Consider the following 26,687-nt stretch of genomic DNA (forward strand, 5'->3'; position numbering starts at 1 on the left):
GTTTAAGCCTGTTCCAACGAGGTTTCTACACGGTTGGCCGGGATTTTCTTCTCGGCGACCAGGCGAGCGTGTTGCTCGGCTTCGATGCGCTCGATCGTTTCGACCGGGACCATGTAGCCTTGATCATCACGCGCTGCGTGGACAATGAAGTAGCCGATGGTGCCCACCAGGCTAACGATTGCCAGCCACCAGATGTGCCAGATCATCGCGAAACCGAACACGGTCAACAGCGCGCCCATCACCACGCCAGTGGCGGTGTTGTTCGGCATGTGGATCGGTTCATATTTGACCGGCTTCTGGTACGCAGTACCGTCTTCCTTGGCTTCGGTGAACGCATCAATGGTGTTCGCAGTAGGGATCACGGCGAAGTTGTAGAACGGAGGTGGCGACGAGGTCGACCATTCCAGGGTGTGGCCATTCCATGGGTCGCCCGAGTCGCAAGCGTTCTGCTTACGGTCACGGATACTCACGTACAGCTGGATCAGCTGGCAGGCGATACCCACAGCGATCATCACCGCACCGAACATGGCAACGTACAGGTACGGTACCCATTCAGGGTTGGTAGTGGCGTTCAGACGACGGGTCATGCCCATGAAGCCCAGTGCGTAGAGCGGCATGAACGCGACGAAGAAGCCCGAGATCCAGAACCAGAATGCAGCCTTGCCCCAGCCTTCGTGCAGCTTGAAGCCGAATGCTTTCGGGAAGTAGAAGCTGAAACCTGCGATGTAGCCGAATACAGCACCACCGATGATCACGTTGTGGAAGTGAGCGATCACGAACAGGCTGTTGTGCAGCACGAAGTCAGCACCCGGAATGGCCAGCAGTACGCCGGTCATGCCGCCGATGGCGAAGGTCACCATGAAGCCCAGGGTCCACAGAACCTGGCTGGTGATACGCAGACGGCCGTGGTAGATGGTGAATAGCCAGTTAAATAGCTTCACCCCCGTCGGGATGGAAATCAGCATCGTCGCCAGGCCGAAGAAGGCGTTGACGCTGGCCCCCGAGCCCATGGTGAAGAAGTGGTGCAGCCAAACCATGAAGCCCAGTACAGAGATCGCGCCCGATGCATACACCATCGAGTGGTGACCGAACAGGCGCTTGCCGGTAAAGGTCGAGATCACTTCGGAGAAGATACCGAACGCTGGCAGGATCAGGATGTACACCTCAGGGTGACCCCATGCCCAGAACAGGTTCACGTACATCATTGGATTACCACCAAGTTCATTGGTGAAAATGTGGAAATCCAGGTAACGGTCAAGCGACAGCAGCGCCATGGTAGCGGCCAGGATCGGGAACGAAGCCACGATCAGGACGTTTGCCCAGGTGCAGGTCCAGGTGAAGATCGGCATGTCCATCAGTTTCATGCCAGGGGCGCGCATTTTCAGGACGGTGGCCAGGAAGTTGACCCCCGTCAGCGTCGTCCCGAGTCCTGATAACTGTAGCGCCCAGATGTAGTAGTCCACACCCACGCCAGGACTGTACTGGATGCCCGACAGCGGCGGATACGCAACCCAACCGGTCTTGGCGAATTCGCCGACGCCCAGGGACACGTTGATCAGCACCACGCCGGAAACCAGCAGCCAGAAGCTCAGGGAGTTCAGGAACGGGTAGGCAACGTCACGCGCACCGATCTGCAGCGGCAAGGCAAGGTTCATCAGGCCGGTGAAGAAAGGCATCGCCATGAAGATGATCATGATCACACCGTGAGCGGTGAAGATCTGGTCATAGTGTTCAGGCGGCAGGTAGCCAGGCGAACCCTCGGTGGCCATGGCCAACTGGGTACGCATCATGATGGCGTCGGCAAAGCCACGCAGCAGCATGACCATGGCAACGATGACGTACATGACACCGATTTTCTTGTGGTCGACAGACGTCAGCCACTCGGTCCACAGGTAGGTCCACTTCTTGAAGTAAGTGATTGCTGCAAACAGGCCCAGACCACCCAGCGCGATCATGGCGATGGTCACCATCACGATCGGCTCGTGGAACGGGATCGCATCCCAACTTAATTTACCAAACATCGTTTACTCCTCTGCCCCAGCAGTTGAATGCGAGCCCGTGTCAGAACCTTCAACCGCGGCCACTTCTTTCTTCTCGTGCTTGACCGGCTTGCCTGGCTTCATACCTTCGTACTTGTCGACGATTTTCTGAAACAGGTTCGGCTCGTACGTGGAGTACAGGGCGACTGGGTTGTTCTGGCTTGGTTTGGTCAGGGCGTCGTATTCAGCTTGATCAAGCTGTTTAGGTGCGGCCTTGACTTCGGCTACCCAGGCGTTGAAATCTTCCTGGCTCGTCGAGATCGCTTTGAATTTCATGCCGGTGAAGCCAGCGCCGCTGTAGTTGGCGGAGATGCCTTCCATTTCGGCTTTTTCGTTGGCGATCAGGTGCAGACGGGTCTGCATGCCTGCCATCGCGTAGATCTGGCCGCCCAGCGCAGGGATGAAGAACGAGTTCATCACGGCGTCGGAGGTGATCCGGAAGTTAAGCGGAGTGTTCTCCGGGAACTGGATCTCGTTGACCGTGGCGATACCCAGGTCCGGGTAGATGAACAGCCACTTCCAGTCCAGCGCGACCACTTCGATGTTGATCGGCTTGACGTCGGATTCCAGCGGACGGTAAGGGTCCAGCTCGTGGGTCGACTTATAGGTGATGTAACCCAGGGCGATGATGATGAGGATCGGGACCAGCCACACCGCGATTTCGATCTTGGTGGAGTGCGACCACTTAGGCGCGTAGGTCGCGCTGGTGTTCGACGCACGGTATTTCCACGCGAAGGCGAAGGTCATGATGATCACAGGGACCACGACCAGCAACATCAGCAGGGTGGCGGTGATGATCAGGTTTCGTTGATCCAGACCGATCTGTCCTTTTGGGTCCATCAAGGTCCACTTGCAGCCTCCCAGCATTAACATCATGCCAAGCAGCGGCAAAAAGCCTAGTAATCGGGGGTACCTGTTTTTACTCATCTCACGACCTCTAAAGCAGCTTGCGCAATGCAGTTGGGTTTTGATCGCCAACACTTCACCCTGCCAAGGGTTGGCATTTCTCTTCGATTGAATAAGAGCCTGCCCGTCACGCCATAAAGCTACGTTTCACGGACCTGCGGTGAGTTCTTATTCGATTTCGTGGTTAAAGGCCTTGTTACAGACCAATTCCATTTGGTGCGGATAGTTGAAAGGCTGCCGGAACCTTGGGGTCGCACAGAGCCATCCATCTGCCCCTCGACCGCTCCAGTGCTCAAATATTGAACAGCACCGGACATTCAGTGCGGGCGATTGTAGTTAGCTAGCGATGTATAAACCATGTCTTATAAAGAAATAATTTTTATCGATTACAGCAATAATCCTTCACCAAAACCGCAAAGGTTCGCGATCTTATCGCGTTCGATTCTCAACAAAAACCACAAAAATTGCCCTGTTATAGGCTAATCCGTCGCATCCCCTACACCCTGTAAGGGCATGCAAAACCCATCCAACCCCCCATAAAACAAGGCATTCAGACATCACTGAATGGCACACGCGGTGCGCGTTCCGTGGCGTCGCCCAAAGCACGAATTGACAGCACAATTTGGCCGCCGGTTGCAAATTTAAGCGCCGGTTTGGCAGGTCAGAAACGTCCTGCGGCAACGTCCGTGTGACAACATGTCGCACGCTGCGCACCCCCGAAATTGCTCCGCGTCACGCTCTGTTCACAAAACCCTACAAACGAAAACGCCCCGGGCTTCCCTGAGGAAGACCGGGGCGTTTGCCGTGAACAGCTAGGCTTTGCGTTGGCGATTGCGGTAGATGCCCAGGGGCACCAGGATCACCGTCAGCACAAATGCCACCAGTGCCCACTGCGCCAGGGAGAGGCCCAGCACCGGCGGATAAGGCGTGCTGCAAAAGCCATCGACCTGAAAGCCCAGCGGGAACAGCTTGGCCAGGGGCAGGTCGTCGACGATCGGTTGCAGCACGTCCACGCCACAGCTGACTTGCGGGAAGAACTGGGTGTACACATGGTGACCGGCCGCCGCCACACCGCCCAGGGCGCTGAGCACCACCAGGCCTTCAAACAGCGTGATCGCACCTTTGCGCCGCATGGCCGCGCCGATGAAGGCGAAGATCGCAATCAGCAGCAAGGCGTAGCGTTGCAGGATGCACAGCGGGCATGGAGCCTCGCCCAGCACCACCTGCATATAAAGCGCACCGCCGATCAGCGCCAGGCAGATGATGCCCAGCAACACCAGAAAGCGCCGCTCCCTGCCTAAACGCAATTCATCACTCATTCTAAGGTTCCCTTTGTCTGGTCAAGCCAATGGCCGCAAGTTTACACACCGAGAGTGGTTTAACCAGAGGGGGTTAACAGCAGATTAATCAGAAGGAACACAGAGCCAAATGTGGGAGCGGGCTTGCTCGCGAAAGGGGTGGATCAGTCGCCTGATGCATTGGCTGATACGCCGCCTTCGCGAGCAAGCCCGCTCCCACATTATTGACCGCGTTACTCCAGCGCCGCCGCCGGGCCAAAGAACTCATACCGGCTCTGCTTCTCCGGCACACCCAACGCCTTGAGGTGGCGCTTGATCGCGGCCATGAAACCCTTAGGCCCCAGGAAGTACGCGTCCACATCCCGCTGCTGGGGCAGCCACGCCGCCAATTGCTCCTGGCTCAGCAGGCCCACCTTGTCCGCCGCCGGGCTCACGCCATCATCCTCGGCGTAGCAGTAGAAGCGCTTGAGCTGCGGGTGCTGCGCCGCCAGGCCGTCCACCCAGTCACGGAAGGCGTGCACCCCACCGTTACGCGCACAGTGGATAAAGTGCACCGGGCGCTCGGTGGCCAGGGCCGCTTCGAGCATCGGCAAGGTTGGCGTAATGCCCACGCCGCCGCTGATCAGCACCAGCGGTTTGTCACTGGCCGCCAGGGTGAACTCCCCCGAGGGCGGGAACAGGTCGAGGGTGGCGCCAACGTGCAGCTGGTCATGCAGGTAGTTGGACACCCGGCCCCCCGCTTCGCGCTTGACGCTGATGCGGTACACGCCCGCATCGGTCAGGGCCGACAAAGAGTAGTTACGGCGCACTTCCTCGCCGTCCAGCAGCAACTTCATACCGATGTACTGGCCCGGCGCGGCAGCCAGGATCGGGCCGTTATCCACAGGGGCAAAATAGAAAGAGATGATCTCGTTGCTCTCCTCCACCCGCTTGACCACCCGGAACGCCCGCGCACCGCGCCAGCCACCAGGGGCCTGGGCTTTTTCTTCGTAGATGGCCGCTTCTGCGCCAATCAGGATATCCGCCAACTGACCATAGGCCGCGCCCCAGGCATTCATCACCTCAGGTGTGGCGATCTCGCTGCCCAGCACTTCGCTGATGGCTCGCAGCAGGCACGCGCCCACGATCGGGTAATGCTCTGGCAAAATCTGCAAGGCCACATGCTTGTTGATGATCTTGGCCACCAGGTCGCCCAGTTGGTCCAACTGGTCGATATGCCGCGCGTACATCAGCACGCCATTGGCCAGGGCGCGGGGCTGGTCGCCACTGGCCTGGTGGGCCTGGTTGAACAGCGGGCGTACCTCGGGGTACTCCGAAAGCATCATGCGATAGAAATGGGTGATCAGCGCTTCGCCGCCGCTTTCCAGCAGGGGTACGGTGGATTTGACGATGGCACGGTCTTGGGCACTAAGCATGGGAGCCTCCTGGGCTTCTTGACTGATTACCCTGGCTTACTCAGTATTCGTGCCAACTTTAAAATCGTTATTTTTCAATAACTTAAAACAAATATAGTCAGTATGACTTCCTACACCTTATAGTCACAAGGACTACAAGGAGTCATTATGACTGCGCAATCGCTGCTCACCACCCTGCTCCCCCTGGTCGCCGACCTGTCCCGCGAACTGCCCGAAGGCGAGCGCTACCGCCGCCTGTTGCAAGCCATGCGCGCCCTGCTGCCCTGCGATGCTGCCGCGCTGTTGCGCCTGGACGCAGAATGGCTGGTGCCGCTGGCGGTGGACGGCCTGAGCCCCGACACCCTGGGCCGGCGCTTCAAAGTCAGCGAACACCCGCGCTTCGCTCTCCTGCTGGGTAGCCCAGGCCCCACCCGCTTTGACAGTGACAGCCCATTGCCCGACCCCTACGACGGCCTGGTGGCGGGCGTGCATGGGCAGTTGGAAGTGCACGATTGCATGGGTTGCCCGCTGTTTGTCGACGATCAACCCTGGGGCCTCCTGACCCTCGATGCTCTCGACACCGAGCGCTTCGAACGTGTGGAACTGGACGCCCTGCAAGCCTTCGCCAGCCTGGCCGCCGCCACCGTCAAGGTGGCCCAACGCATCGAAAACCTGACCTTGCGCGCTGAAATCTACCGTGAGGCCAGCGGCCAACAGCACAAGGAAATGATCGGCCAGAGCAAACCCCACAAGCGCCTGGTGGAAGAGATCAAATTGGTGGGCGGCAGCGACCTCACCGTGCTGATCACCGGCGAAACCGGGGTGGGCAAGGAGTTGGTGGCCCAGGCCATCCACGCCGCGTCCCCCCGTGCCGACAAACCGCTGATCAGCCTCAACTGCGCCGCCCTGCCGGAAACCCTGGTGGAAAGCGAGCTGTTTGGCCACGTACGCGGTGCCTTCACCGGCGCGTTGAATGAGCGGCGCGGCAAGTTCGAACTGGCCAATGGCGGCACCTTGTTCCTGGATGAGGTGGGCGAGTTGTCCCTGAGCGTGCAGGCCAAGTTGCTGCGTGTGCTGCAAAGTGGCCAGTTGCAACGCCTGGGGTCGGACAAGGAACATCAAGTGGATGTGCGCCTGATCGCCGCCACCAACCGCGACCTGGCCGACGAAGTACGCAATGGCCGCTACCGCGCCGACTTCTACCACCGCCTCAGCGTGTACCCGCTGCAAGTGCCGGCCCTGCGTGAGCGCGGGCGGGATGTGCTGCTGCTGGCCGGCTACTTCCTGGAGCAGAACCGCTCACGCATGGGCCTGGGCAGTTTGCGCCTGACCAGCGACGCCCAGGCGGCGCTGCTGGCCTACAACTGGCCGGGCAATGTGCGCGAGCTGGAGCATCTGATTGGGCGCAGTGCGCTCAAAGCCTTGGGCAACTGCCGTGAACGGCCGAAGATTCTCAGCTTGAGCGCACAGGATCTGGATTTACCCGACGTGAGCGCCCCGGTGATCGAGGAACAGACCGACGTGGCGCCCATCGTCACCGGCGACCTGCGCCAGGCCACCGAGCATTTTCAGCGCCAGATCATCAGCGCCTGCCTGGAGCGCCACAACCACAACTGGGCCAGTGCGGCCCGAGAGTTGGGGCTGGACCGGGCCAACCTGGGGCGCATGGCCAAGCGGCTTGGGCTCAAATAGAAAGGTCAACCCGCCCCCACATTAGGCCTGCTTTGCTCTGAAGACCGGGTTAGCAGGCTTGGGCTTTCTGAACACCAACACATTCCCCAACATCACCAGCACCAACCCCGCCAACGCCGGCGCGGTCCACTGGTAGCCCTCGGCAAACGCCGACACATTCAACGCCACCACCGGGAACAACACCGTGCAATACGCTGCACGCTCTGGCCCCATGCGCCCCACCAGGGTCAGGTACGCGGTAAAGCCGATGACCGAGCCTGGAATGACCAGGTACCACAGGGCGCCGATGTACCGCGCGCTCCAATCCATCTCGAAGGGGATGCCGCGCACCGCGCAATAGGTCGCCAGCATGGCCGAACCATAAGCCATGCCCCAGGCATTGGTGGTCAGCGGCTTGAGTCCGGCCTTCTGTTGCAGGCTCGACAGCATATTGCCGGCCGAGAAGCACATCGTGCCCAGCAACGCCAAGCCCAGGCCCAGCAAGGTCTGCGGGCTGGCGGTGTGCCCAACCAGTTCCGGCCAGAACAGCAACCCCAAGCCCGCCAGGCCAAGGCCGCCGCCCATCAACACGTTGCGCGCCACCCGCTGGCCAAAAAACACCCGGGCATTCAGGGCGTTCCACAGCGTAGCCGTGGAAAACACCACCGCCACCAGGCCGCTGGGGATCCACTGGCTGGCAGTCAGAAAGCACATGAAGTTCACACAAAACAGGCACAGCCCCTGAGCCAGGCAGATCAAATGCCCGCGCCGGTTCATCACCTGCAACTTGCGGCTCAGCAGCAACAGCGCAAACAGCACCAGCGCCGCCAGGCCGAAGCGATAGACGATCGACACGGGAATTGCCACCACGCCCAACTGCCATTTAAGGGCGATCCAGGTGGTGCCCCAGATCAGCACAGTGAGTAAATACAGGGAAAGGTTCATAGCGGGCTCCATCGATTGAGCCACAGTGTTGCGCTGAACCCGTGGCGCGCTCTTGCACAATCTTGCGCTTTTGTCGGGCGGCGGGATCACAGCGCCAGCATCCGAGAGTAGGATGCAAGGCGTCAAAGAGAACTCACCATGCCAGACCTGGAATCCCTGCAAGTCTTTCAAGCCCTTAACCGCTCGCCCAACGCCCGCCTTGAGGCCTGCGCCGAGCTCGGTGACGGCTTGTCTGCGGCCTTGTGGAGCAACCACCACGATGCCCAGGACTACCAGGCGCCCAGCCATCACACCCTGTCGTGCTATATCGGCGGCGGTACCGGCACCTTCCGGCGTGACCAACCGGGCACCAAGGGCGGGCCCGACAAACTGTGCATCCTGCCGGCCGAGCATCAGTCAGCCTGGGTGATCAACGGCGAGATCCGCCTGGCCCATGTGTATTTCAGCCCGGAGCAATTTGCCCTGGGCTGCGTCACCCTGCTGGACCGCGAACCACGCACCCTGCAACTGCGCGAAAGCACCTTTCTGGAAGACGCCAGCCAGGCCCGGCGCTTCCACCAGTTGATTGCGCTGAACTGGCACGAGCCCGCCGAACGCCTGCTCACCAGCAGCCTGGCCCATGAAATGCTCAGCCACACCCTGCTCAGCCAGGTCGGTGCCCGCGAGGGGCTACGGCTCAAAGGCGGGCTGGCCGCGCACCAACGGCGGTTGTTGGTGGAGTTTATCGACCAGCACCTGGAAGACCCTATCAGCCTGGGGCAACTGGCCGGGATGTGCGCGCTGTCCGAATACCACTTTGCGCGGATGTTCCGCCAAAGCTTCGGCCTACCTCCCCATCAATACCTGCTGGCACGCCGCCTGACCCGCGCCCAGGCTCTGCTGCGCAGCGGCGCCCTGGCGTTGAGCGAGATCGCCTTGATCTGCGGTTTTTCCAGCGCCAGCCACTTCACCCATCGTTTCCGCCAGGCCATGGGCGCCACACCCGGCGAGTACCGCCAGGCGTTCAGCGCCTAGATCATCAAACCCAGGGTCTTGGCCTTGGCCACCGCCTGTGTGCGTCGCTCCACGCCGAGCTTGCTGTGGATACGCCGCGCGTGGGTCTTGACGGTATGCAGGGAGATAAACAGGCGATCGGCGATTTCCAGGTTGGAGTTGCCCAGGGCGATCAACTGCAACACCTCCAACTCGCGCTGGCTCAGGGGGCTTTCTACAGTGCCCGGCGTGGCGGCCTGGGGCTCCAGGCCCAATTCACTCAACAGCCCCGGCGAACGCAGGCGCAACTCGCGAATCGCTTGCTGCACCTGACAGCGCGCCGCCAGCTCCAGCCCGGTTTGCAGCGAGCGCCGCGCCAGGGCAGGATCGCCCACTTGCCAGGCCACCTCCCCCAGCACCAGGTGCAGCTCGGTGGCCAGGCACAGCATGCCGCGCTGATGGGTGATTTCCAGCAAGGTACTGAGCCGCGCCACCGGCTGTTCGGCACAGCCAAGCTTCACCTCTGCCAATACCAGCAGGTATTCCAGACGCGGGATCAGTTCCAGGGTCGCCGGTGGCGCTTGCTTGGCCTGGGGCCCGCGAAAATGGCGCAGCACCCGACGCACCGCTTCCACGGTCAATTCGGCGCGGCCCTGTTGCAACCAGAAGTGCCCACTGACCAACAGCAGCACCGCGCGGTACACCGTTTCCGGTACCTGGCGTTGTTGCATCAGGCGTTCGGCTTCACGCAGCTGGAAAAATGCCTGGGCGTAGTCGCCACGGTTCGCCGCCAGCAATGCCAGGCCGAGGAAGCCGTACAGTACGCGCTTGTCCTGGCTGTGCAGGCACATCTTCAAGCCGGTTTCGAAGCACTCGGCCGCCAGGCTGTCCTGCCCCTGGCGCAAGGCCAGATGCCCACGGCGCAGGGCGATGCGCCCTACCAGTGGCCCGGCCTTGAGGCACTGCTTGAGTAAGATCGCCTGCACGTTCTCCAACAAGCTTTGCGCCCGGTACGGCGCGCCGCGCTGTTCCAGTAACTGGGCATGGTCCAACTCAAGCAACGCCTCCAGCAGCAACGAGCCATGGGCGCGGGCCAGGCACAACGCCTCACGGTTGAGTGACTGGGCCAAGTCCAGCTCGCCGCGCAGCAAGGCTTGCTGGGTGAGCCCCGACAGGCACATCACCCGCGACGTCCAGGCGCTGTCGGGCAAGGCTTGCAGTGCTTCCAGGAAATGCACGCGGGAGCGCTCGGCATCACCGCCCAAGTGCAACAGCCAGCCCCATTGCGCCTGCCAGCGCGCCAGCAGGTAGCGTTGCAACGCCGCCGTCGGTTGCGGGGCAAACCGCGCCAACTGCTGGATACACTGCGCGGCCTGGTCGAAGCGCCCGGCAAACAACAACGCCGCCGTGACCAACCCCACCAGTTGCGCAGAACCCAGCATCAATTCATCGCCATGCTGTTCATGCAGGCGCAGCAACAGCACGGCGTTTTGCTGACGGAACAGGTCCTCGAAACTGAAGTGCTGCAACAGGCTCACGGCCACTTCATATTCTTCGGCCAGCAGCGCCTGCTCGAACGCGGCCTGCCAGTCCTGCTCGGCGGTGAACCACTGGCAGGCGCGCCGGTGCCAGGAGCGTTTGGCCGGCCAGGGTTCATCGCGCAGCAATTGGGCCAGCGGCGGGAAAACCTGCAGCCAGTCGGTGTCTTCCCAGGGTTGGATAAACGCCCCCAGGGCCTGCAAGTCGCGCAGGTATTGATCACCGTCGCCAAAGCCGAACAGGTGCTCACACAAGCCAGCGTTGAAACGCGGCAGGTGGGCAAGCACACGCCAGGCTTCGGCCAGCTCGGCCGGCAAGGTGCTGAACAGTTCGTGTTGCAGGTAGTCGAGCAAGGTCTTTTCGGGGTGCCCATCCCCCAACAAGGCGATGCGTACACCGGCGCACCAGCCGGCGCTGAATTGCAGCACGCGGTCGATAGGCTGGCCCGGCAGCAGTTGCTGGATCTCCGACGGGGTGAAGGCCAGCTCGGCGCCGCACTCCAGCAACTCGTCATCCAGCAGCAAACGCGGCCAATTGCACAGCGGTCGCCGCCGCGCCCCCAGCCACCAGGTCAGCGCCGGGCTGCTGGCGGTGAGCAGGCGGTCGAGCAAGGCATCGGTGTCTGGCGTGGGCAGGCGGCAGAAATCATCAAGGAACAGCCACGCAGGGCTTTGCCAGCGGGCAAGGTCCTGCAACAAGGTGGCTTCATCGGTGTACGAAAGGCCCAGGTTTTGCGCCAGGCGCTGGCAAAGATCGAGGGGGCTCAAGGCCACCCCGTTGAGCGGCAACCAATGCACTTGGCAACCGCTGGGGGCCTGCAACGCGCATTCGGCCAGCAAGGCGCTCTTGCCACTGCCGCCGGGGGCGCACAGCAATTTGACCCGGGCCTGCGCCGCCAACAATGGCGCGGCCAGACGCGGGCGCAGCAAATGATGGGAGGACAGCCGGGGCATGAATCCAGGACGGTCCAGGCAGCGTGTCATGGCGGTCATTGCTGCATCCTGCTTTTTTATTGTTTTGCAACCTGGCGCCTACCCTAGTCCTGTGGCTGGCGGTTGTTGAAGAAGTATTCAGCGGGGTGATTGGTGCCCATAAAATTCAAGCCGTACACAACTCAATGTGGGAGCGGGCTTGCTCGCGAATACGCAGTATCAGTCGCCTGATTCTTCGACTGACCCACCGCTTTCGCGAGCAAGCCCGCTCCCACAGTTGATTGCATTTCAGCTCAAGGTTAGCGAATGCCTTCAGACCGCAGGGCCGCAGGCGTGTAGTCCGCTGCCTTGGCCTTGAAGCCGAACACGAAGCTGCTCTTCTCTTCGTTCTTCATGCCCAGGGCGATATAGCGACCGGCAATGATGTCGTACAGGGTCTCCACGGTGTAGGCCGGGGTTTGGTGGTCGTAGTAGAACTGTGCATGGCCTTCGGCGACGCGCCACAGTTGGCCACGGCCGTCGTAGTGGTCCACCAGCGCGACTTGCCAGCTGTCTTCGTCGATGTACATGTGGCGCTTGGCGTAGATGTGCCGCTCGCTCGGCTTGACCGTACCCACCACTTCCCACACGCGGTGCAGCTCATAGCGGGTGAGGTCCTGGTTGATGTGACCGGCCTTGATGATGTCGTCGTACTTGAGCGTTGGCTGGTCGAGCTTGTAGCTGTTGTAGGGGATGTACATCTCCTTCTTGCCCACCAGTTTCCAGTCGTAGCGGTCGGGGGCGCCGGAGAACATGTCGAAGTTGTCGGACGTGCGCAGGCCGTCGGACGCAGTGCCCGGCCCGTCATACGCCACTTGCGGCGCACGACGTACGCGGCGCTGGCCGGCGTTGTAGATCCACGCCAGGCGCGGCTCCTTCACCTGGTCCAGGGTTTCATGCACCAGCAGCACGTTACCCGCCAGGCGCGCTGGCGCGGTTACCGACTGCTTGAAGAAGGTCAGCACGTTGGCTGCCTTGGCCGGGTCCATGTCCGGGATCAACTGCGGCACCGCCACTTCTTCCTCGAAGCGGATCGGCGTGTAGCTGCCGTTGGTCTGCGGGGTGGCCTGGGTGATGATGCGGCGCAGGTTGCCGCCGTGGTAACGGGTGATGTGGTTCCACAGCACTTCCACGCCATTTTTAGGGATTGGGAAGGCGTAGTAGCGGTTGCCGGTGAAGTTTTCCAGGCCGTTGCCATCGTTGATCGGCTTGACGTTCAGCGCACTGCGCTTGATCGACTCGTAGATCTCCGGCGGCAGGTTGACCGTGCGGTGGCTCGGGTACACCGGGATCTTGTAGGTCTCGGGGTAGCGCTTGAACATCGCCACCTGGCCGTCGGAGAGCTTGTCCTTGTACTTGTCGACGGTGGCGGCGGTGATCACGAACAGCGGTTTTTCATTGGCGAACGGGTCGGCCAAGAAACCCTTGCTGTCCACGGCGCCAGCGTTTTTGGGGATGCCACCGGTCCAGGCCGGGATCGAGCCGTCGGCGTTGCCGGCTTTTTCGGCGCCCACCGGGGTCAGCGTGGTGCCGAGCTTGGCGGCTTCTTCCGGTGATACGGCGGCCATCACATTGACTGCCAACAGGCTGAGGGCCATTACCGCAAATATCTTACGCATAGAGTCTTGTCCTTCTTTAAGCCAAATCAGAAGTTCGCGCCAAAGCTGAGGGCGAGGAAGTCACGGTCAGTCAGGGTGTTGTAGTCGCCACCGAAGAAGTCGGTGTAACTCAGGCTGGCGGTGTAGGTGTTGCGGTAGTCCGCATCCACGCCGACGCTGATGGCCTTGGCACCTTTGTTGAACAGGCCGTTGGGGCCGTAGCCGGCCACGTCATGGGACCAGGACAGGTTGGGCTTGAGGTTGATCCCGCCAATCACGTTGTTGTAATCCAGGATCGCCCGTGCGCGGTAACCCCAGGACGTGGAGGTGACAAAACCGTCGGTGTCACCCTCGAACCCATAGGCGCCATATACCGAGTCACGGCCGTAGCGAAGCTTGGATTTATCTTCCAGGCCGCCAACATGGACGATGGCCGCTTCACCCACCACGGTGAGCCGCTCGGCGCCCAGCACCTGGTCGAAGAACTGGGTCATGGAGCTTTGGACCTGGGTGATTTCCTTGCGGCGGTAGCCTTTGTTGTCGTCGCCGAAGTTGCTGCGAATCGGCGAGGCGGCCTGGCCGGCAACCGGGTTGATCAGGGCCAGCGTCAGGTCGGTGGTATTGAGTTGCACCGGCGCATTGGGGCGGTAGCTGATCTCGCCGGTCCACGCTGTGCCAGTGGACAGGGTGGTGGAGAAGCTCGCACCGAACAGGCGGATATCTTCCGGGTAATCCAGGTAGTACTGGCCGCGGCCGAGCATCAGGCTTTGGACCAGGCCTGCACCCGAGCCGGGCGCGATGCCGTTGGCAGCGCCGGAAATCGCGCCGAGGGTCGCCAGGCTTGTATTGTTGGTGATAGTGCCTACGGTCGGCGTGCGGCTGTGGTAGTTCATAAAGTACAGGCCGTACTCGGTGTCATCCCCCAGCCAGCGCAAAGCGGTACCAAACTGACCGGAATCGCGTGCATCACGGTCCCCGGCACGACGAACGATCACCCCTTCGTTGGTGGTATTGAACCCTTGGCCAAACGCCGCCGCCACCGGTTGCAACGGCGCAATCGCCGGGTTCCCCACGGTGTAGTTATTGTTGCAACCATCGGCCGCTACATCACCACCGAAGAAGGTGCCGCAGTTATCCAGCACTGTCTGGTCCCACTCCAGCTGGTAGAAGCCTTCCACGGTCAGTTGGTTGGTCAGGCTTTGGGACGCGAACAGCATGTTGACCGGAATCAAACCCTCCTTGATCTCGGCCCCAGGGCGGCGGAACGCCGACACGTCGATGGGGTTGATGCTGTTGATGGAGTTGCCGATGAAGGTACTTTCACCCCAGCTCACCACCTGTTTGCCCACACGCACGGTGCCCGGCAGGTCGCCCAACGAGTAGTTGTGGTAGACGAACGCATCGAGGATCTGCGCGCCGCTGGATTTGGCGCCTTCCTTGCGGTTGTGATTGCTGATGGGCTTGAACTCGCGGTCCTCGTCCTGCAATTCGAAGTCGTACCAGTACTTGCCGCGAACGAATACGCCGGTATCGCCGTATTTCAATTCCAGGTCGTGCAGGCCCTTGAAGATCTTGGAAAAGGTCTCGCCCTTCTTGAAGTTCAGACGCCCGTCATCCCCGGTAGACGCCTGCCCGGTGCCACCGTTGACGGTGCCCACCAGCTTCTTGTCGGCATCGCGCATGCCCCAACTCGCGCCCACCGACAGCGAGGAGTCGAATTGCCCTTCGATCTCGCCAATGTTGAACGAAACAGCCTGTGCCTGAGCACAGCAACCCAATGCAACCGCAGCGGCCAGCGCCTGTGGCCTGAAGATGGCGCGCATTGTTGTTTTTGTCATGCGTCTTCCCCGGTGAGTGACAGAAGACCTCACCCTACTGCCGCGCACCAGGAGCGATAAGCGCACAAAGGAGGGATTCGTGTTGTCGCCCAAAAGGATTACCGGGCGCTCTGGCCGGGGTCTGGGCGCGAGCATGCACCGAGTGGATGGTGGGTTATCAGGGGGATGGATGTTGCCGCGCCAAACTGTTGCTGTTTACGCAACAGTCCTTGTCATGAATCGGCATTACTCATTTTGTTACAAGCGACTATTCTTAGCGGGCTTTCAGGGCAAACAGCCCGCTTCCCCAACCGGAAGAAAAGCCATATTCAAATGGATTGATGCCTGTTTTCAGTCTGTTACCGCTGTTCACTGACGTTGATTTGTCGCTCCTTGATCCAACGTCTTACTTCGGCCGCTGCCTATGCAGCGGCCTTTTTTATGCCAAAAATAAAACGGGGCGCCATCAGCGCCCCGCAGGATTCAAATCTTTTCTGGCAACGATCAGAGGCTGTACTTCTGCAAATTGGCCATCATCTCCTTCAAAGACTCGATAGTGTCATTGGGGTGAGCCGCCCCTTCGAAGTCACAGATCTGCTGCCAATGCGCCGCTACATCGTCAGGGGAGAAACCAGCCTCCGGATCAAAGCCCACCCCCAGGCTGCGCTCCCAACGGGTCTTGCCGATCCAACCACCGCCCACTTCAAACAACCCTGAGGTTTCCTGGCAGGCGTCGCTGCCCAGGTACACCACCAGCGGACTGACCAGTTCCGGCTTGAGGCGCTCGAACACCTGCGGCGGAATCAGGCCTTCGGTCATGCGCGTGCCGCCGGTAGGGGCAATGGCGTTGACCAGGATGTTGTTCTTGCGCCCTTCCAGCGCCAGGGTGCGGGTCAAGCCGTACAGGCCCAGCTTGGCCATGCCGTAGTTGGACTGGCCGAAGTTGCCATAGATGCCCGAAGTGGAGGCGGTAAAGATCACTCGGCCATAGCCTTGCTCACGCAAGTGCGGCCAGGCGGCGCGGGTGACTTTGTAAGCACCTTCGACATGCACCCGGTACACCAGGTCCCAGTCGCCGTCTTCCATTTTGTGGAAGGTTTTGTCCCGCAAGATCCCGGCGTTGTTGACCACCACGTCGATGCGGCCAAAAGCATCAAGGGCGTTCTGCACGATCTTGTCACCGTCGGTCACCGAGTCGTAGTTGGCTTGGGCGATACCACCGGCTTCGCGGATTTCGGCCACGACCCGGTCGGCGGCCGATGCATTGGCGCCTTCACCCTGGGTGGAACCGCCCAGGTCATTGACCAGCACCTTGGCCCCGTGCCGGGCGAACAGCAGTGCATGGGCCCGGCCCAATCCGCCGCCGGCACCGGTGACGATCACGACCTTATCCTGGAACTGCACTGACTCACTCATACCGAACTCCGAAGGTGACAATGGGAATGGGTTGAGTGTCGGGCACAGCGAGTTTGGTCACAATAACTACGGCTAGGGCTGAATGGTGCGCGATAAGGCTAGGGGATGATGGCCGATGAACCACTGATGCTCTAATTGTGGAGCGAGCTTTTTGTGGAGCGGTCTTGCTCGCGAATGCGGTGGATCAGTAAATGAATATTTAGCTGACGCACCGCATTCGCGAGCAAGCCCGCTCCCACAGGGGGACCGTGTTCAATCAGGAATAGGCAAGGCGTGCCGCAGGCTGCCCGATGCCCTCCCGAAACGCCACGTAGTGCTTGAGCACCTGCACCGGCGCCTCGATCTGCGGGTAATGCCCGATATGGGCCAGCAACACCGTGTCGGCATGAGGCACCAACTCGCGGTAGCGCGCCACCATATGGGCGCCGGAAATCGGGTCGACTTCACCGTCGATCACCCGCAGCGGCACATCACCCTGCTGCATTGCGTGCACCCAACGGTCACGCAGCCGTCGGCGCTGGGGGATGTAGGCGATGAGCTTGTGCAGGATGCGCGGGCCGGCATTGCAATCGATCAGGCTCCAGAAATCATCCAGGGCACTTTCGCTGGGCCGGGTGCCGGGGCCGAAGATCTGGCTGAAGCTGTCGGACAGGGCATTGCGCCCGAAGGCTCGGCCAACCATCCAGCCGAGCGGGCTGAGCAGGAGTTTCTGTACCAGCGCCGTGCGATGGGTTTCGGGGAACAGGCCACCGTTGAGAAACACGCAGCTGGCCATATCAAATCGACCTTCGTAGTGCCGGGCCAGCAGTTCCTGGGCGACGCTGTCACCGTAGTCATGGGCCAGCACATGCACCGGCTGGTCCACGCCCAGGTGCTCCAGCAACGCCTGTTGCAGGTCCGCCTGCTCCAGCAGGCAATAGGTGTGATCCAACGGCTTGTCCGAGTCGCCAAAGCCCAACATGTCGCAAGCGATCACCAGGTTGCGCTGGGCCAGGGGTTGCCACAGGTAATGCCAATCCCAACTGGCCGTGGGAAAGCCGTGGATCAGCAGCAACGGCTCGCCCTGCCCCGCCACCCAATAACGGATGGTGCGGCCGCGAAAGACGAAGTCCTGGCCGCGCTTGCGCCAGGCTCTAAGCGGGATCTCGGCGAGTGGCATCAGGTTTTATACCCAGGATCAAGGCTGTCCAATTTACGCAGCAGCGCCGGCCAGGCCAGCGCGCCCCCCATACCTTGTGCACTCTTGGTCACGGCGGCCACCATTGCCTTGGCACCGGCCAGAATCGGCTGGCCGATCGGAATAAGCTCTGCGCCACCCGTTTGCGCCAGCACCTGGATATCGCAGGCACGCTGGAAGGTGAACATCATCAGGAAGGTGTCGGCGATGGTGCTGCCACAGGTCAGCAACCCGTGGTTGTGCAGCATCAGGAAATTGCTCTCACCCAGGTCGGCCTGCAAGCGGGCCTTCTCTTCATGATTGAGCGCCACGCCTTCGTAAGCGTGATAGGCCAGGCTCGATAACACGAAGATCGATTGCTGGCTGATGGGCAGCACGCCCTGCTTCTGCGCTGCCACCGCGACACCCGAGGCGGTGTGGGTATGCAGCACACAGGTGACATCGTGGCGCACTTCGTGGATGGCGCTGTGGATGGTGTAGCCCGCCGGGTTGATTTCGTAGGGGCTGTCCATCAACTTGGTGCCGGCCTGGTCGACCTTGACCAGGCTCGACGCGGTGATCTCGTGGAACATCAGCCCATAAGGGTTGATCAGGAAATCTTCGGTACCCGGCACCTTGGCCGAGATGTGCGTGAAAATCAGGTCGTCCCAGCCGTGCAATGCCACCAGGCGATAGCAGGCTGCAAGGTCGACGCGGGCCTGCCACTCGGCAGCACTGACCTGATCTTTGACATTTTGTGGCGATGGGACAGGGGCTAGGCTCACGACAATGACCTCCTTGGCGCACGTTCTTATTGTTTTTTTAAGTGATGGGCCAGTCTAGTCAGACACCCTGGCCGCCGGAGTAGCGTTGGCAGCCAGCTTGATGACCGTACGAGTCAGCTTGGAGAATAGTTCAAGTCGGTGTAAGCGGCGTCAGAGAAGCGCCGCCAATAAAGGTGCTGCAAACAGGTTGAGCAGCCCGGTGAGGACCATCACCAAACCGGCCACCGAGCCTTCTTCGCCCCCCACTTCCCGCGCACGGCTGACGCCCGCACCGTGGGCGCCCACGCCAAACAAGGCGCCGCGTGCCAGCGGTGTGCGCAGCGGCAGCCACTTGAGCAGCACGCCGCCGAGCATGGCCCCGAACACACCGGTAAACATCACGAACACAGCGGTGAGTTCCGGCACGCCGCCAAGGTCGGACGACACCGGCATGGCGAACGGCGTAGTGATGGAGCGTGGTACGAGGGACATCGTCACCGAGCTGTCCAGCGCCAAAGCTTTAGCCAAGCCAAACGAGGTGGCGATGGAGGCCACGCTGCCCGCGACCATCCCCAGCAGCAGCGCCGACCAGTGCCGCGCCAGCAAGCGGCGCTGCTGCCAGATCGGCACGGCGAAGGCCACGGTGACCGGGCCCAGTACCAGCATCAGCCAGTGGGTATCGGCGGCGTATTCGGCGTAGGCAGTGTTCATCGGCACCGCGACGGCCAGCAGCAGCACCGGCACCAATATCAGCGGCGACAGCAGGTAGCGCCCGGTGCGCCGGTAAATCCAGCGGCTGAACACGTACGCCCCCAGGGTGAGGGCGAGCCAGAACACCGGCATCAGCTCAAGCTTCATGGCGCAATTTCCAACGGCATACCCACTCGACGGTGAACGCGGTCACCAGCATCACGGCCAGGGTGCTGAAGGCGATCACCAGCAGGATGCGCCAACCGTCATTGCGCAACAGGCCGCCGTAGTCGAGCAAGCTCATCAGCGCGGGAATAAAGAACAGCAGCATCTCCGCCATCAACACACCGGCGCCCAGCTGCAGGGCAGCCGGTTTGACCAGGCCGCTGGCAAAGGTTGCCAGCAGCAGGCCCAGGCCCACCACCCCGCCGGGAATCGGCCACGCCAGCCATACGGCCAGTTGGCAACCGAACAGGTAAATGGCCAACAGCACAACCAGTTCAATCAGCAGACGGGTGAAACGTTTCATGGGCTTTGGGTCCTCGCAGGGGCTCATTTTAAAGAGCCGCCTGCCATCCCCACAGCGAATTGTTAGACTGCCAGCTATTCCAAACAGGAATTGAGCGATGGAATTCAAACAGCTGCGCAGCTTTGTCGAAGTGATCCACCGTGGCGGTTTTACCCAGGCCGGGAAAACCCTGCATATCAGCCAGTCCGCCGTCAGCAAGCAGGTGGCGCAGTTGGAGCAAAGCCTGGGCACGCCTTTGCTGGAGCGCACCGGTTCGCAGATTCGCCTGACGGCAGCGGGCGAGGTGGTGTTGCAACGGGCCGAGGCCATGCTGCGCCTGCAAGGTGAATTGCTCAGCGAGCTGGACGATATGCAGCAACTCACCCGTGGTGAACTGCGCCTGGGCTTGCCGCTGCTGGCGGGCGACACCCTGTTCGCCGGGCTGTTTGCCGAATACCGCCGACGCTATCCGAAGGTCACCATCCAACTGCTCGAAGGCGGCAGTCGCACCATTGAGCAGGCGATTCTCAATGGCGAACTGGACGTGGGCGGCAGCCTGATGCCCAGCGACCCGGCCTTCGCCTGGCAAGCCTTTTGCGATGAACCCTTGGACGCCCTGCTGCCGATGGATCACCCGCTGGCAGAAAACGCCCAGGTGCGCCTGGAGGAATTGGCGGACACGCCGTTCCTGATGTACCAACGCAGTTTTGTGCTCAACGACCGGCTGCTGCAGGCCTGCCAGGGCGTGGGTTTTACGCCCAGGGAAGTGGGCCGCAGTGGCCAGGCGGATTTCCTCGTGGCGCTGGTTGCGGCTGGCCAGGGCGTGGTGCTGCTGCCCAGTGTGGTCGCCCGTGGGCTGGTACGACCGGGGGTGGTGCGCCTCACGCTCAAGGCGCCCGACTACCTGCGCTGGGACATTGCGTTTATCTGGCGTGAGGGCGCCTATCTGTCCAAAGCCGCCCAGGCCTGGCTGGCGTTGCTGCGCGAGTTTCCGGTCAAGCGCGCAGTGCAGTGACCAGCTCGGCCAGCCAGGGTTCGGCATCGGCTTCGGGGGTGACGCTTTCGCTGGCGTCCAGGCGCAGCATCGGCAGCACTTCGCGTACGCCCAACTCGCCGAACAGCTCGCGCATTTGCTCGCCGCCGCCACAGAAGGTGTCGCCGTAGCTGGCGTCGCCCAGGCCGATGACTGCACCGGGCAGGCCACGGAAGGCGGCGGGCAGTTGATCGCGCAGGGTCGAATACAGAGGCTGCAGGTTGTCGGGCAGCTCACCCATGCCGGTGGTGGACGTCACTGCCAGGAAGGCCTGCGGCGCAAAGGCCTGCACATCGGCCAGGGTCGCGCGGGGGTTGTGCCAGGCCTCGAACCCGGCCGCGTTGAGGATACCGGCGGCATGGCGGGCAACTTCTTCGGCAGTGCCGTAGACCGAGCCGGAAAGGATGGCGACTTTCATCAATCTGATCCTGTAGTTGAGCGAAAGCGTGGGATATTACCAGCTCAACCCCGGCACACGAAAAAACGTCGCGATGACGTGGACAGATCGACACGGTGCCTTAGACTTGCGTCACCTCAAATGGATGGGTTACCCCCTGCAATGATTAACGCTCAATTGATGCAAATGGTCATCGACGCCTCCAACGACGGCATCGTGATTGCCGAACGGGAAGGCAAGGACTTGCCGCTGATCTACGTGAACCCGGCGTTCGAACGCATGACCGGGTATACCCGCGATGAAATCCTCTACCAGGACTGCCGGTTCCTGCAGTCCGGCGACCGCGACCAACCGGCACTGATCGCCATCCGCGAGGCCCTGGGCCACGGCGCGAACTGCCGCGAGACCCTGCGTAACTACCGCAAGGACGGCACGCCTTTCTGGAACGAGCTGTCGCTCTCCACCACCTACAACCCGGCCGACAAACAGACCTACTTCGTGGGCGTGCAAAAGGACGTGACGGTGCAGGTCAAGGCCCAGCAACGCGTGGCGCAGTTGGAAGCACAGGTGGCCGAGCTCAAGGCCGAATTGGCCACACTCAAGGCGACGAGTGGATCAAACAATAATTAGGAAAAGTGGTCATTAAGAGGATAATGGCGTTTTAACACCTACCCGCTGAGCAAGCCCCATGCAACGTGACGCACTGCTGACGCAGGACGAGCTGGATTTCATTCAGATGATGCACCACAACCCGCAGCTCAACCTGCGGGATGCCACGCCGAGCCTGACGGTTAACGGCGGCGCGCAGATCCGCGATTTGCTCACCCGGCTGGCCGCCCACGACCACGTCACCCTCCAGGCGCAGTTCGACAATCAGCAGCTCACCTTCCCCCTGCATCTGGTGGAGGACGAGTTTCATGCCGTGCACTTGCGCTTGGGTGTGCCGACGATCTTTGAAGATGGGCCGATGATCCGCCCTTGGCGCCTGGCGCTTGAAGCGCCGGTGGCCCTGGAGAACGTCAAGGGCCATGCTGGCGCGCTGTGGGTGCATGAGGTGTCGTTCAAGGGCGTGCTGGTGGAGATTCGTGGCCGAATCCGCCCGCCCAAGAGTTTTTCCCTGTGGTTCAGCCCCTCAGGCTATGAGCGCATTGCACTGCGGGGCACCTTCGAGCGAGAAACCGCGCGCGGCCTGTTTGCCTATCGTTTGAACCCCAGCGATGCCGACGAAACCGAGCGTCTGCGCCAGTTCATCCTGCACCAGCATCGACTGGCACACCCCGAAGTGCACGCCTGAGGTCAGGTATCCAGGCGGCCACTCAAAAATTGCTGCAAGCGCCGGCGCATCAGCGCGCCTTCATTGCCCAGGCAGCCAATCGACGAGCCTGCCAGGCTTTCTTCGGCCAAATCCGAGGCGTCACCGGCCAACAACAACGGGCAGTCCAACGTCAGCGCCAGGCGCTTGAGCCGCAGCGGCAATTCGCTGGCCGGTGAGCGGTTGGAAAACAGCACCAGGGCCTGGGGCCGGGTCTTTTCGCAGATCAACGTGAGTTCATCAAAGGGCTGGCCGACGCCGATCACTTTGACGGCCTGCTGTTCACCCGAAAGCAGGACGCCCGCCACCAGCAACTCCAGTTCACGACACTCTCCGGCGATGGCCGCCAGTAGCACCCTGGGCACTGGCGCGGCGGCCGCCGTTTGCAAACGTTGCGCCGTACGTGCGCGCAGGAAGTTGTCGAAGAACAGCCACTCGCTGGCCTGGCCGAAACGCCCCTGGTGGCGCAACAGCTGCTGCCACAGCGGCATCAGGATGTCCTGGAACACCACGGCGAGGGGGTAGGCGGCGAAGATCTGGCCGTAGAGCCGGTCCAACTGCCGGTCGTCGAAGGCGCTGATGGCGGTGCGCAATTGACCTTGCCATTGGCCCCACTCCACATCGGCGTCGATGCCGGCGTTTTCAATGTGCAGGTCGTCACGGGCAAGGATCCTGCCCACCTTGCTCACCGCCACGCCACGCTCGATCCAGTCGAGGATGCGGTGCACGGTCTCGATATCGGTGCTTGAGTACAGGCGGTGCCCGCTTTCGGTGCGCACCGGCTGGATCAAACCATAGCGCCGCTCCCAGGCACGCAGGGTGACCGGGTTGACGCCAGTCATGCGGGCGACTTCGCGAATGGGGAATAGCACCTCGGCATCAGCCTCGATGGCGTGGGCGGTTTCGCGTTGAGGGGCAATGATCTCGGGCATCTGGAGTCGCAAACTTCCATGTAGGGAGGGTCGCATTTAACGCTGATTAACGCGCTTGATTCAAGGTTTTCGGCTTGCGGTCCGAAGTGTCTGGCGTATTTTGGCAAAACAGGAATAATCCTTGCCTGTTTTTTCCACGTCGCTGCAACACCCCGCAGCTTCGTTTGTGCGCCACCTACCCGGCAGTGCACCCGTTTATTTGGAGATACACAATGTCTACCTCTCCCGTCACCCTGATGGTTGCGCGCCGCGTGGCCAAGGGTCGCTATGAAGAATTGATGGCCTGGCTGCGCGAAGGCGAGCAATTGGCTACCGACTTTCCCGGCTACCTGGGCTCCGGCGTGCTTGCCCCTCCGCCCAATGACGATGAATTCCAGATCATTTTCCGCTTCGCCGATGAAAAAACCCTGCACGCCTGGGAGTTTTCCGCGTCCCGCAGCGCCTGGCTGAGCCGTGGCAGCGACTTGTTTGCCCACCCGCACGAACATCGCGTGCAGGGTATCGATGGCTGGTTTGGTGCCGCCGGTGCACGACCGCCGCGCTGGAAGCAGGCTGTGGCCATCTGGCTGGCGTTTTTCCCGGTGTCGCTGATCTTCAACTTCGTACTGGGCCCGCTGCTGGGCGAACTGGACCTGGTGCCCCGCGTACTGGTCAGCACCCTGGCGCTCACGCCATTGATGGTTTACCTGTTCATACCGCTGTCGACCCACCTGCTGGCCAACTGGCTGCACCCCGCCCCCGCTCCGCGAAAGGCCACCGAAGCCGCCGCGTGAGTACAGGGGGCCCGGTCGCTGGTATGATTTGAGCCTGCCAGCGAATCGAGCCCCCCATGACTGCTACAGCCGCCCCGATCCTGATCACCGGCGCCGGCCAACGTGTCGGCCTGCATTGCGCCCAGCGCCTGCTGGACGAGGGCCATGCGGTGATTTTCAGTTACCGCAGCGAACGTCCCGGTGTGCAGGCCCTGCGCGAACGCGGCGCAGTCGGTGTGTTTGCCGATTTCTCCAACGAGGCCGGGATCCTGGCCTTTATCGCCGAACTGAACACCCACACCCACAGCCTGCGCGCCATCATCCACAACGCTTCGGCCTGGATCGCGGAAGCGCCTGACCATGAAAGCCAGGCCTTCAGCGACATGTTCAGCGTGCATATGCTTGCGCCGTACTTGATCAACCTGCATTGTTCACCCTTGCTGCAACGCTCAACGCCCGCCGACATCGTGCACATCAGCGATGACGTGGTGCGCAAGGGCAGCCGCCAGCACATCGCCTATTGCGCCACCAAGGCCGGCCTGGACAGCCTCACGCTGTCGTTCGCCGCGCAGTTGGCGCCGTCGATCAAGGTCAACGGCATCGCCCCGGCCATGGTGATGTTCAACGAAGACGACGACGCGGCCTACCGCGCCAAGGTGCTGGCCAAGTCGGCACTGGGCATCGAGCCCGGGCCTGAAGTGATCTACCAGAGCGTGCGTTACCTGCTGGATAACCCCTATGTCACCGGTACCACCCTGACCGTCAACGGCGGGCGGCATATCAAGTAAGCCGTTTGTGAGGATGTTGTATGACCTTGTCCCTGCCCCAACACTACCGTGAAATTCTCAAAGGCCTGGGTGAAGACCCGGAGCGCGAGGGCTTGCTGGATACGCCCAAGCGTGCCGCCAAGGCGATGCAGTACCTGTGCCACGGCTACGAGCAGAGCCTGGATGAAATCGTCAACGGCGCGCTGTTCACCTCCGACAATGACGAAATGGTGATCCTCAAGGACATCGAGCTGTACTCGCTGTGCGAGCATCACCTGCTGCCCTTTATCGGCAAGGCCCATGTGGCCTATATTCCGACCGGCAAGGTGCTGGGCCTGTCGAAACTGGCGCGCATCGTCGACATGTACGCGCGGCGCCTGCAGATCCAGGAAAACCTTACCCGGCAGATCGCCGACGCCATCCAGCAAGTCACCCAGGCCGCCGGCGTGGCGGTGGTGATCGAAGCCAAGCACATGTGCATGATGATGCGCGGCGTGGAAAAACAGAATTCAACCATGAACACCTCGGTGATGCTCGGCGCGTTCCGCGAGTCGAACACCACGCGCATGGAGTTCCTGCAACTGATTGGACGGAGCAAGTAGCAATGCCACAACTTCAACCAGGCATGGCGCGCATCCGGGTCAAGGACCTGTGCCTGCGCACCTACATCGGCATCAATGAGGACGAGATCCTCAACAAGCAGGATGTGCTGATCAACCTGACCATCCTGTATGCCGCCCAGGAAGCCGTGCGCGACAACGACATCGACCACGCGCTGAACTACCGCACCATCACCAAGGCGATCATTGCCCACGTCGAGGGCAACCGCTTTGCCCTGCTGGAGCGCCTGACCCAGGAACTGCTGGACCTGGTAATGACCAATGAATCGGTGCTGTACGCCGAGGTCGAAGTGGACAAGCCCCACGCGCTGCGCTTTGCCGAGTCGGTGTCGATTACCCTGGCGGCCAGCCGCTAACCCTTGAGATTTGCGTGAACCCTATGAACGACCAACAACGCCTCGAACTCGAAGCCGCCGCCTTCCGCCGGCTGGTAGCGCACCTGGACAGCCGCAAGGATGTGCAGAACATTGACCTGATGAACCTCTCCGGTTTCTGCCGCAACTGCTTGTCCAAGTGGTACAAGGCCGAGGCCGATGAGCGCCATATCGAGCTGAGCCTCGATGACGCCCGCGAAGTGGTGTACGGCATGCCGTACGCCGAGTGGAAAGCCCAATACCAGAAAGAAGCCAGCGCCGACCAACAGGCCGCGTTCGCCAAAGGAAAAACCCATGACTGATCTGAACACCCTGCGTGCGAGCCTCGAGAGCGGCGAACATGTGTTTGCCGATACCCTGGCGTTTATTGCTGCAGGTTACGACTACCAGCCGCAAGCCTTCACCAATGGCGATGTGGAAAACGCCGCCGGGCAGAATGAAGGATCGTGCAAGACCTTGGGCTTGGCCTTGTTGGAAGGCTTGGGTGACCAGGAGGCATTGCTGGCGTTTGGTGAGCATTACCGCTCGGTGGTGGCCACGCCAGAAGGCAGTGACCACGCCAATATCCGTGCACTGATTGCCCACGGCCTGGCAGGTGTGAAGCTCACCGCGCAGCCCCTGACCCGCAAATCCTGAGTCGGGCATAGATCAAAATGTGGGAGCGGGCTTGCTCGCGAAAGCGGTGGATCAGTCGATACATAGAGCGCCTGACACTCCGCTTTCGCGAGCAAGCCCGTTCCCACATTTGTTCTGCGTTGATCATTAAATCGCGGGCATAAAAAAACCGGCCTCGCAGCCGGTTTTTTTAGCTCAACG

The 26,687-nt window shown here is 61.3% G+C and carries 26 protein-coding genes; 11 read left to right on the forward strand and 15 right to left on the reverse strand.

The genetic code is table 11. The features are described from left to right. Positions 1–2: 2 nt before the first annotated feature. The 4 genes from cyoB to hmpA all read right to left on the reverse strand — a co-directional run bounded on the left by cyoB (position 3) and on the right by hmpA (position 5,658). Entirely contained in the window at positions 3–2,021 is a 2,019-nt protein-coding gene (gene cyoB, locus DYL59_RS14745; protein ID WP_135289858.1) for a cytochrome o ubiquinol oxidase subunit I, read from the reverse strand. Between the two features lie 3 nt (positions 2,022–2,024). Continuing rightward, positions 2,025–2,966, reverse strand: a complete 942-nt coding sequence (cyoA, locus tag DYL59_RS14750; protein WP_135289859.1) for a ubiquinol oxidase subunit II — start codon at positions 2,964–2,966, stop codon at positions 2,025–2,027. Between the two features lie 791 nt (positions 2,967–3,757). Beyond that, positions 3,758–4,264: a disulfide bond formation protein B gene (locus DYL59_RS14760; protein ID WP_135289860.1), complete on the reverse strand. Its 507-nt coding sequence runs from the start codon at positions 4,262–4,264 to the stop codon at positions 3,758–3,760. A gap of 212 nt (positions 4,265–4,476) precedes the next feature. Next, positions 4,477–5,658: an NO-inducible flavohemoprotein gene (gene hmpA / locus DYL59_RS14765; protein WP_135289861.1), complete on the reverse strand. Its 1,182-nt coding sequence runs from the start codon at positions 5,656–5,658 to the stop codon at positions 4,477–4,479. A 147-nt stretch (positions 5,659–5,805) separates the two neighbouring features. Between hmpA and norR the strand changes: the two genes are divergently transcribed. Next, entirely contained in the window at positions 5,806–7,329 is a 1,524-nt protein-coding gene (norR, locus tag DYL59_RS14770) for a nitric oxide reductase transcriptional regulator NorR (RefSeq protein WP_135289862.1), read from the forward strand. A gap of 21 nt (positions 7,330–7,350) precedes the next feature. Here norR and DYL59_RS14775 read toward each other — a convergent pair whose 3' ends face one another. Next, a complete protein-coding gene (locus DYL59_RS14775; RefSeq protein ID WP_135289863.1) occupies positions 7,351–8,253 on the reverse strand; it encodes a DMT family transporter in 903 nt (300 codons plus the stop codon). A 138-nt stretch (positions 8,254–8,391) separates the two neighbouring features. On the opposite strand from DYL59_RS14775, the gene DYL59_RS14780 reads away from it, so the two are divergent. Further along, positions 8,392–9,267 (forward strand): helix-turn-helix domain-containing protein, encoded by an 876-nt coding sequence (locus DYL59_RS14780; RefSeq protein ID WP_135289864.1) that lies wholly within the window; start codon positions 8,392–8,394, stop codon positions 9,265–9,267. On the opposite strand, the gene DYL59_RS14785 is transcribed toward DYL59_RS14780, so the two are convergent. The 8 genes from DYL59_RS14785 to DYL59_RS14820 form a co-directional block, all read right to left on the reverse strand. Beyond that, entirely contained in the window at positions 9,264–11,756 is a 2,493-nt protein-coding gene (locus tag DYL59_RS14785; RefSeq protein ID WP_135289865.1) for a LuxR C-terminal-related transcriptional regulator, read from the reverse strand. The two genes, DYL59_RS14780 and DYL59_RS14785, sit on opposite strands and share 4 nt — an antisense overlap. A gap of 239 nt (positions 11,757–11,995) precedes the next feature. After that, positions 11,996–13,354 carry a DUF1329 domain-containing protein gene (locus DYL59_RS14790; protein WP_135289866.1) on the reverse strand — a complete coding sequence of 453 codons (1,359 nt, stop codon included), beginning with the start codon at positions 13,352–13,354 and terminating at the stop codon, positions 11,996–11,998. Positions 13,355–13,380: 26 nt separating this feature from the next. Next, complete coding sequence (locus tag DYL59_RS14795; RefSeq protein WP_135289867.1) at positions 13,381–15,171, reverse strand: DUF1302 domain-containing protein; 1,791 nt, start codon at positions 15,169–15,171, stop codon at positions 13,381–13,383. 483 nt (positions 15,172–15,654) lie between these two features. Next, positions 15,655–16,566 (reverse strand): SDR family oxidoreductase, encoded by a 912-nt coding sequence (locus tag DYL59_RS14800; RefSeq protein ID WP_135289868.1) that lies wholly within the window; start codon positions 16,564–16,566, stop codon positions 15,655–15,657. Between the two features lie 256 nt (positions 16,567–16,822). Further along, entirely contained in the window at positions 16,823–17,725 is a 903-nt protein-coding gene (locus tag DYL59_RS14805; RefSeq protein WP_135289869.1) for an alpha/beta fold hydrolase, read from the reverse strand. Continuing rightward, on the reverse strand, positions 17,725–18,507 hold the full coding sequence (locus tag DYL59_RS14810; RefSeq protein WP_135289870.1) for a class II aldolase/adducin family protein: 783 nt from the start codon (positions 18,505–18,507) through the stop codon (positions 17,725–17,727). Before DYL59_RS14810 ends, DYL59_RS14805 begins: the two co-directional genes overlap by 1 nt. 150 nt (positions 18,508–18,657) lie before the next feature. Next, on the reverse strand, positions 18,658–19,344 hold the full coding sequence (locus DYL59_RS14815; protein WP_135289871.1) for an LrgB family protein: 687 nt from the start codon (positions 19,342–19,344) through the stop codon (positions 18,658–18,660). Beyond that, positions 19,334–19,705, reverse strand: coding sequence for a CidA/LrgA family protein (locus DYL59_RS14820; protein WP_135289872.1), 372 nt, complete (start codon positions 19,703–19,705; stop codon positions 19,334–19,336). Before DYL59_RS14820 ends, DYL59_RS14815 begins: the two co-directional genes overlap by 11 nt. Positions 19,706–19,802: 97 nt before the next feature. Here DYL59_RS14820 and DYL59_RS14825 point away from each other — a divergent pair, with 97 nt between their 5' ends. Next, on the forward strand, positions 19,803–20,699 hold the full coding sequence (locus DYL59_RS14825; protein ID WP_135289873.1) for a LysR family transcriptional regulator: 897 nt from the start codon (positions 19,803–19,805) through the stop codon (positions 20,697–20,699). On the opposite strand, the gene DYL59_RS14830 is transcribed toward DYL59_RS14825, so the two are convergent. Continuing rightward, the gene (locus tag DYL59_RS14830; protein WP_135289874.1) at positions 20,680–21,135 is read right to left on the reverse strand and encodes a flavodoxin; all 456 of its coding nucleotides are present in this window, start codon (positions 21,133–21,135) and stop codon (positions 20,680–20,682) included. The two genes, DYL59_RS14825 and DYL59_RS14830, sit on opposite strands and share 20 nt — an antisense overlap. Positions 21,136–21,276: 141 nt before the next feature. On the opposite strand from DYL59_RS14830, the gene DYL59_RS14835 reads away from it, so the two are divergent. After that, complete coding sequence (locus DYL59_RS14835; protein WP_135289875.1) at positions 21,277–21,744, forward strand: PAS domain-containing protein; 468 nt, start codon at positions 21,277–21,279, stop codon at positions 21,742–21,744. Positions 21,745–21,802: 58 nt separating this feature from the next. Next, a complete protein-coding gene (locus DYL59_RS14840) occupies positions 21,803–22,408 on the forward strand; it encodes a hypothetical protein (protein WP_135289876.1) in 606 nt (201 codons plus the stop codon). 2 nt (positions 22,409–22,410) lie between these two features. Here DYL59_RS14840 and DYL59_RS14845 read toward each other — a convergent pair whose 3' ends face one another. After that, positions 22,411–23,358 (reverse strand): MerR family transcriptional regulator, encoded by a 948-nt coding sequence (locus DYL59_RS14845; RefSeq protein ID WP_135289877.1) that lies wholly within the window; start codon positions 23,356–23,358, stop codon positions 22,411–22,413. A 212-nt stretch (positions 23,359–23,570) separates the two neighbouring features. Here DYL59_RS14845 and DYL59_RS14850 point away from each other — a divergent pair, with 212 nt between their 5' ends. Genes DYL59_RS14850 through DYL59_RS14875 form a run of 6 tightly spaced genes read left to right on the forward strand, consistent with a single transcriptional unit; the run spans position 23,571 to position 26,507 of the window. Further along, a complete protein-coding gene (locus tag DYL59_RS14850; RefSeq protein ID WP_135289878.1) occupies positions 23,571–24,131 on the forward strand; it encodes an antibiotic biosynthesis monooxygenase in 561 nt (186 codons plus the stop codon). Between the two features lie 56 nt (positions 24,132–24,187). Then, positions 24,188–24,898 carry a dihydromonapterin reductase gene (gene folM / locus DYL59_RS14855; protein ID WP_135289879.1) on the forward strand — a complete coding sequence of 237 codons (711 nt, stop codon included), beginning with the start codon at positions 24,188–24,190 and terminating at the stop codon, positions 24,896–24,898. Positions 24,899–24,918: 20 nt separating this feature from the next. Further along, entirely contained in the window at positions 24,919–25,479 is a 561-nt protein-coding gene (gene folE / locus DYL59_RS14860) for a GTP cyclohydrolase I FolE (RefSeq protein ID WP_135289880.1), read from the forward strand. A 2-nt stretch (positions 25,480–25,481) separates the two neighbouring features. Continuing rightward, complete coding sequence (gene folX / locus DYL59_RS14865; RefSeq protein ID WP_046026786.1) at positions 25,482–25,853, forward strand: dihydroneopterin triphosphate 2'-epimerase; 372 nt, start codon at positions 25,482–25,484, stop codon at positions 25,851–25,853. A 23-nt stretch (positions 25,854–25,876) separates the two neighbouring features. After that, positions 25,877–26,173 carry a DUF1244 domain-containing protein gene (locus DYL59_RS14870; protein WP_065908484.1) on the forward strand — a complete coding sequence of 99 codons (297 nt, stop codon included), beginning with the start codon at positions 25,877–25,879 and terminating at the stop codon, positions 26,171–26,173. After that, the gene (locus DYL59_RS14875; protein WP_135289881.1) at positions 26,166–26,507 is read left to right on the forward strand and encodes a HopJ type III effector protein; all 342 of its coding nucleotides are present in this window, start codon (positions 26,166–26,168) and stop codon (positions 26,505–26,507) included. The genes DYL59_RS14870 and DYL59_RS14875 overlap by 8 nt, the downstream gene beginning before the upstream one ends. Positions 26,508–26,687: the final 180 nt, after the last annotated feature.

Origin of the sequence: Pseudomonas kairouanensis, from assembly GCF_004682055.1 — a bacterium.
GTDB classification, from domain to species: domain Bacteria; phylum Pseudomonadota; class Gammaproteobacteria; order Pseudomonadales; family Pseudomonadaceae; genus Aquipseudomonas; species Aquipseudomonas kairouanensis.